Below are 6,238 nucleotides of genomic sequence, written 5' to 3' on the forward strand. Positions count from 1 at the left end.
CAGCAGCAGCGGGCGGCCGGCGCCGGCCGTCTCGGCCTCGCGCCGCGCGGCGGCGATCATGGCCGGGCCGCCGCCGGCATGCAGCGTGACCATGGCCGGGCGGAGCGGCAGCAGCGACCGCAGCGCCCCGGCGACGGTATTGGGAATGTCGTGCAGCTTCACATCGAGGAAGACCGGCGCGTGGCGCGCGATGGCGGCGACCGCCGGCGCCCCCGCCGCGCAGAACAGTTCGAGCCCCACTTTCAGCACGCCGCAGCGTCCGGCCAGCGCCGCCGCCAGCGCCTCCGCACGGACGAGGTCGCCGGTGTCCAGCGCGGGGATGATCCGCGCCGCGCCGCCCTCGGGCTTGCCGATCATGTCAGGCCGATCCCGCCAGCCGGTCGGCCGCGGCGGATTTTTCCAGTGCATGGAGCCGGTCGAGCTCCCGCTGCAGGGCGGCCGCGCGGCGCTGCGCCGACCAGCCCCGCTTGCGCGCCGGCAGGTCCGACAGCCAGACGATGCACGCGCCGAAAAGGAAGGCCAGGGCAGCGGGCACCAGCACCGCCACCGCCAGCGGCGCCACCCAGGCGACATCGAAGGGCCAGAGCCGCATCTCCACCGCGTCCCGGTTCGACAGCGCAAAGAGCACCACAACCACCGCCAGCGGCAGGAAGACCAGCCAGCGCATTCAGGCCGGCACGCGTGCCGCCGCCCGCACTGGCGCGGCGGCGGGCTTGTTGATGCGTTCCCGCAGTTCCTTGCCCGGCTTGAAGTACGGCACGGACTTGGCGGAGACCTCCACCGCCTCCCCCGTGCGGGGATTGCGCCCGGTGCGCGGGTCCCGTGCCTTGGTCGAGAAGGCGCCGAAGCCGCGCAGCTCCACCCGGTCACCGCGCGCCAGGGCCTCGGTGATCTCGTCGAAGATGGTGGTGACGATCAGCTCCACATCCGGCTGGCGCAGATGCGGGTTCGCACCGGCCAGGTGCGCGATCAGCTCGGATTTCGTCATTCCTAGCCTTCCCTCGGCGTGGCAGCGGCCACCGCGCGTTGCTGCGCTTCGTCGTGAAGTTCAGCGTGAAGGCTGCCAAAGGGCGCGAGGGGCGTCAACGCCAAGCCATTCCGAAAAAAGGATTTTCATGAAGCCCTCAGTGGCGGACGAGAGCAGGCGCTCGGCGGTGCTGCGGATGTTCACGTCGCGGATGGGCAGGGTCTCGGGCACCTGGCGCTCGGCGGCGAGCCAGGTGCGGGCCTCGCGTTCCCCGCCGATGGCATCCACCAGCCCGGCCTCGACCGCCTGGCGGCCGGTGAAGACCCGACCATCGGCGAGCGCCCGGGCGCGGGCGGGCTCCATCCGGCGGCCCGCCACGACCATCGCGACGAATTGCGCGTGCAGGTCGGTGATGACGCGATCGAGCGCGGCACGGCCTTCCTCGGTCAGCGGGCGGAAGAGACTGGGCTGGTCCTTGAGGGGGCCGGAGGCGATGACCTGCGCCTGGACCCCGGCGCGTTCCAGCAGTTCCGCGACGTTGAAGGATTGCAGCAGCACGCCGATCGACCCGGTGACGGTGGCATCCCGCGCGATGACGCGATGCGCCGGCAACGCCACCATGTAGCCGGCCGAGGCCGCGGTGGCGCCCATCACCGCCACCACCGGCTTGCGTTCGGCGATGCGCGCGAGGGCGCCGTGGAGCGCCTCCCCGCCCGCCACGGTGCCGCCGGGGCTGTCGATGGCGACCAGCACGGCGCGCACGGAGTCATCGGTCGCGGCGCGCTCCAGCGCCTGGAGCAGGCGCCGGTCCTCGCTGATGAAGCCGGTGACGGGCAGTCGCAGGACATGGGCGCCGCCGGTCAGCACGGTCGAGGGTTCGCGGATCCCGGCGACCAGTGCCAGCGCGCCGAAGGCCGCGAAGATCGCGAGCGCGCGCCAGAGCGTCAGGCGGCGGCGCAGGCGGCGGCGATCGGCGAGCAGGTCGGCGTCGAGGGACATACAGGGTTCAATGGCGATGCGCACGCCCGCGGGCAAGGGGCACCGGAGGAGCGCCGCCCCTCCGGACCACCCCGCCAGGTGGCAGTGCCACCTGGACCGCCTTGAACGCAAAACCCCCGGGGCATCGCTGCCCCGGGGGTTCGCACCATCACGCCGTAAGGCGCGCGGGTCTTATTCCTCGCCGGCCATCTCGCGGCGGCGGCGGATGGCAGCACCCAGGATGTCGCCGAGCGAGGCGCCGGAGTCGGCCGAGCCGAATTCCTTCATCGCCTCCTTCTCCTCCTCGATCTCCTTGCCCTTGATGGTCAGGGCCAGGCGACGCGCAGCGCGGTCCACCGCGGTCACGCGGGCATCCACCTTCTCGCCGATCGCGAACTTGTCTGGCCGCTGGTCGGCGCGGTCGCGGGCCAGTTCGGCGCGGCGGATGAAGCCGGTCAGCACCTCGTCGACCTTCACCTCGATGCCGTTGGTCTCGATCTTGGTGACAACGCAGGTGACGATGTCGCCCTTGCGCACGCGGTCGAGCACCTCGGCGGCCGGGTCGGCCTCGAGCTGCTTGATGCCGAGCGAGATGCGCTCCTTCTCGACATCCACATCCAGCACCTTCGCCTTGACGACCTGGCCCTTGGTATAGGCCTGCATCGCCGCCTCGCCGGCCTCGTCCCAGGACAGGTCGGACATGTGGACCATGCCGTCGACATCCGGGCCCACGCCGATGAACAGGCCGAACTCGGTGATGTTGCGTATCTCGCCCTCGATGATCGAGCCCGGCGGGTGCGCTTCCAGGAAGAGCTCCCACGGGTTGCCCTGGGCCTGCTTGAGGCCGAGCGAGATACGGCGCTTCGGCTCGTCCACGTCGAGGATCATCACGTCCACCTGCTCGGAGGTCGCGACGATCTTGCCCGGATGGACGTTCTTCTTGGTCCAGGACATCTCGGAGACGTGCACCAGGCCCTCGACGCCCGGCTCCAGCTCCACGAAGGCGCCGTAGTCGGTGATGTTGGTGACGCGCCCGGCGAACTTGGCGTTGACCGGGTACTTCAGCGCCACGCCGTCCCACGGGTCGGACATCAGCTGCTTCATGCCGAGGCTGATGCGCTGCGTCTCGGAGTTGAAGCGGATGACCTGCACCTTCACCGGCTGGCCGATGGTCAGCGCCTCGCTCGGGTGGTTGATGCGGCGCCAGGCGATGTCGGTGACATGCAGCAGGCCGTCCACGCCGCCCAGGTCCACGAAGGCGCCGTAGTCGGTGATGTTCTTCACCACGCCGTCCAGGATCATGCCTTCCTTGAGGCCCTGGATCAGCTCGCTGCGCTGCTCCGCACGGGTCTCCTCGAGGACGGCGCGACGGCTGACGACGATGTTCCCGCGCGCGCGGTCCATCTTCAGGATCTGGAAGGGCTGCGGGGAGCCCATCAGCGGGCCGACATCGCGCACCGGGCGAATGTCCACCTGCGAACCCGGCAGGAACGCCACCGCGCCGCCCAGGTCGACGGTGAAGCCACCCTTCACGCGGCCGAAGATAACGCCGTTCACGCGCTGCTGCGCGGTGAAGGACTTCTCGAGGTTGGTCCAGGCTTCCTCGCGCCGCGCCTTCTCGCGCGACAGCACGATGGAGCCGTCGCGGTCCTCGTAGCGCTCGACGAACAGCTCGATCAGGTCGCCGGGCTTCACCTCGGCCTTCTGGCCCGGGGCGGCGAATTCCTTGAGGGGGACGCGCCCCTCGCTCTTGAGGCCGACATCGACGACGGCAACGTCGTCATCCACGCGGATGACCTTGCCGGTGACGACCGATCCGGCAAATCCGGTGTCGGCGCCAAGCGTTTCGTCGAGAAGGGCGGCGAAATCCTCGCTGCCCGCGCGGTCGGCGGTGATGGTGGCCATGCAGTCCTGTGCTTTCCGGTATCGGCCCGCCAGCGCGGCGGGAGATGCGGCTTGCGCGCCTGCCTCAAGGCAGGAACGACTTGGCCCGGCGCGCCTGTGGTGGCAGCTGGTCGGGGCCCGATGGAGGGGCGCGTGACGGTTCGCCCCGGTTCCGGTCCCGCTTGGGGACACGCGCGCTTAAGGGTTGACAGGAAAAGAGTCAAGCAGAACGCGACACAAGCCTTGGAAATCCTCGAGAAACGGCCGGCTCAGCGCGGCCTGCGCCGCTGCAGCCAGCCCACCACCAGCAGCAACAGCACCGACAGCCCCACCAGCATCGCCGCCGCCGCCGCCGTGGTCAGGCTGATGCTGTCGTTCAGCCCGGCGAACATCTGCCGCGGCAACGTGCGCTGCGCGGGGCCGGCGATGAACAGCGCCACCACCACCTCGTCCAGCGAGGTCGCGAAGGCGAAGACCGCGCCCGCCGCCACGCCGGGCGCGATCTGCGGCAGGCAGACCCGGAAGAAGGCCCGCACCGGCCCCGCCCCGCAGGCCGCCGCGGCGCGCAGCTGCACCGGGTCGAACGCCTCGAGCGAAGCCAGTACCGTCACCACCACGAAGGGCACCCCCAGCGTGGCATGGGCCACCACCATCCCGGCATGGGTCGCGACCAGCCCGATCGGCCCGAAGGCCAGCAGCAGCGCCACCGCCACCACGATCACCGGCACCACCATCGGCGCCAGCACCACCCCCATCGCCACCGCCCGCATGGCGCCGCGCAGCCGCCATAACCCGAAGGCGGCCGGCACGCCGAGCAGCGTCGCCAGCCCCGCCGCCGCGCCCCCGATGAGCAGCGAGTTCCACAGCGCCGGCAGCCAGAAATCCGAGCCGAAGAAATCCCGGTACCAGCGCAGGGACAGCCCCGGCAGCGGGTAGAACAGGAACGACCCGGCGGAGAAGGATAGCGGCAGGATCGCCAGGATCGGCGCCAGCAGGAAGGCCGCGACCAGCAGCCCCGCGAACCACAGCACCGCGCGCATCACGCCGCCCCCGGCCGGCGGAACCCCGCGAGCCGCCCGTACAGCGCGACGCAGACCCCCACCGCCGCCAGCAGCAGCAGGGAAAGTGCGGCCGCCAGCCCCCAGTTCACGCTGCGCGTCGCATAGAAGCCCACGAACCACGCCAGCATCTGGTCCCCGGGCCCGCCCAGCAGCGCCGGCGTCACGTAGAAGCCCAGCGCCTGGATGAAGACCAGGATGCACCCGGCCGCGATCCCCGGCAGGCACAGCGGCAGTGTCACCCGCCGGAACACCCCCCAGGGCGAGGCCCCCAGGCTGGCAGCCGCCCGCGGCAGCCGCGGATCGAGCCCGCGGAAGGCCGCCACCAGCGGCAACACCATGAAGGGCAGCAGGATGTGCACCATCGCCAGCACCACGGCGAAGCGGTTCATCATCAGCGGCAGCGGCCCGATGCCGAAGGCGCCGAGCGCCGCGTTGACCACGCCCTCGCGCTGGAGAAGCACCATCCAGGCCGCGGTGCGCACCACCAGCGAGATCCAGAAGGGCAGCATCACCGCCCCCAGCAGCAGCGTCGCCGCCCAGCCCCGCGTGGTGGCGACAAGCCAAGCCAGCGGCCAGCCCAGCGCCAGGCAGGCGGCCGTCACCAGCAGCGAGATCCACAGGCTGCGCAACAGCACCTGGCCGAATACCCGCTGGTCAGGCGGCACCACCTGCACCGCCCCCGTGGCGTCGCGCCGGAGGTCCAGCGCGGCCAGGACATGGAAGGAAGTCAGCGTCCCGCCGGCACGGCGGATCGCGCCCCAGGTCTCGGGATCGGCCCAATCCTCGCTGATGGCGAGCACCGCGGCACGCGCCGGCCCGTCGAAGGGCGCATCGACGCGCCGCGCCGTCATCGGCAGCAGGCCGCGGAAGCCGGGCCGGTCGGCATTGAGCCGCGCCGCGGCGCGGGCGATGGCACCCGCACCGGCCGCCCTTTCGCGAGCGCGGGCCTCGCGCAGGTCCTCGACCAGCGCGGCGAAGGCGGCCTCGTCCGGTGCCGCGCGCCCGTCCCAGGATCTGAGGGCCGCGACGGTGCGCGGCAGCACCGGCGCGACCTCGGCATCGGTCACGCCACGCCACAGGAACACCCCGATCGGCGCGACAAAGCCCGCCAGCAGGAAGACCAGCAGCGGCGCGACCAGCAGCGTGGCGGAGATGCGCGGGGAGGCGCTCATGCGCCGGTCCTGCGCTCGGGGCGGGGCGGATGCGGTATGGCGGTGACTCCGGTGGGCTCCGCTGGCAGGGAACGCCGCCGGGGCGTCGTCGCGCAAGGGCCGGGCGCCCGGACCCGGGCGCCGCCCGCGGCGGTTCCCGGCGGCGCGGCACCACCCCCTTCCGGGCCTGGCCGAGG

The 6,238-nt window shown here is 71.9% G+C and carries 7 protein-coding genes; all 7 read right to left on the reverse strand.

Translation table 11 applies throughout. The features are described 5' to 3' along the window. Positions 1-357, reverse strand: a 357-nt coding sequence (locus HW578_RS21435; protein WP_198372751.1) for an orotidine 5'-phosphate decarboxylase / HUMPS family protein, incomplete at its 3' end; no start/stop codon positions are given. Between the two features lies 1 nt (position 358). Further along, a complete protein-coding gene (locus tag HW578_RS21440) occupies positions 359-667 on the reverse strand; it encodes a LapA family protein (protein WP_198372752.1) in 309 nt (102 codons plus the stop codon). After that, the gene (ihfB, locus tag HW578_RS21445; RefSeq protein ID WP_198372753.1) at positions 668-988 is read right to left on the reverse strand and encodes an integration host factor subunit beta; all 321 of its coding nucleotides are present in this window, start codon (positions 986-988) and stop codon (positions 668-670) included. It lies immediately after the preceding gene. A gap of 60 nt (positions 989-1,048) precedes the next feature. Then, positions 1,049-1,966, reverse strand: a complete 918-nt coding sequence (gene sppA / locus HW578_RS21450; RefSeq protein WP_198372754.1) for a signal peptide peptidase SppA — start codon at positions 1,964-1,966, stop codon at positions 1,049-1,051. Positions 1,967-2,137: 171 nt separating this feature from the next. Next, a complete protein-coding gene (gene rpsA, locus HW578_RS21455) occupies positions 2,138-3,850 on the reverse strand; it encodes a 30S ribosomal protein S1 (protein ID WP_198372755.1) in 1,713 nt (570 codons plus the stop codon). A gap of 248 nt (positions 3,851-4,098) precedes the next feature. Next, positions 4,099-4,869 (reverse strand): ABC transporter permease, encoded by a 771-nt coding sequence (locus HW578_RS21460; protein WP_198372756.1) that lies wholly within the window; start codon positions 4,867-4,869, stop codon positions 4,099-4,101. Next, on the reverse strand, positions 4,869-6,062 hold the full coding sequence (locus HW578_RS21465; RefSeq protein WP_198372757.1) for an ABC transporter permease: 1,194 nt from the start codon (positions 6,060-6,062) through the stop codon (positions 4,869-4,871). Before HW578_RS21465 ends, HW578_RS21460 begins: the two co-directional genes overlap by 1 nt. Positions 6,063-6,238 lie beyond the last annotated feature (176 nt).

Source organism: Roseomonas rosulenta (genome assembly GCF_016106005.1).
In the GTDB taxonomy this organism is placed as follows: domain Bacteria; phylum Pseudomonadota; class Alphaproteobacteria; order Acetobacterales; family Acetobacteraceae; genus Neoroseomonas; species Neoroseomonas rosulenta.

Excerpts from the sequence above, each read along its gene's own strand:
- HW578_RS21440 (WP_198372752.1), bottom strand. The coding sequence starts at position 667 with ATGCGCTGGCTGGTCTTCCTGCCGCTGGCGGTGGTTGTGGTGCTCTTT.
- ihfB (WP_198372753.1), bottom strand. The coding sequence starts at position 988 with ATGACGAAATCCGAGCTGATCGCGCACCTGGCCGGTGCGAACCCGCAT.
- sppA (WP_198372754.1), bottom strand. The coding sequence starts at position 1,966 with ATGTCCCTCGACGCCGACCTGCTCGCCGATCGCCGCCGCCTGCGCCGC.
- rpsA (WP_198372755.1), bottom strand. The coding sequence starts at position 3,850 with ATGGCCACCATCACCGCCGACCGCGCGGGCAGCGAGGATTTCGCCGCC.
- HW578_RS21460 (WP_198372756.1), bottom strand. The coding sequence starts at position 4,869 with ATGCGCGCGGTGCTGTGGTTCGCGGGGCTGCTGGTCGCGGCCTTCCTG.
- HW578_RS21465 (WP_198372757.1), bottom strand. The coding sequence starts at position 6,062 with ATGAGCGCCTCCCCGCGCATCTCCGCCACGCTGCTGGTCGCGCCGCTG.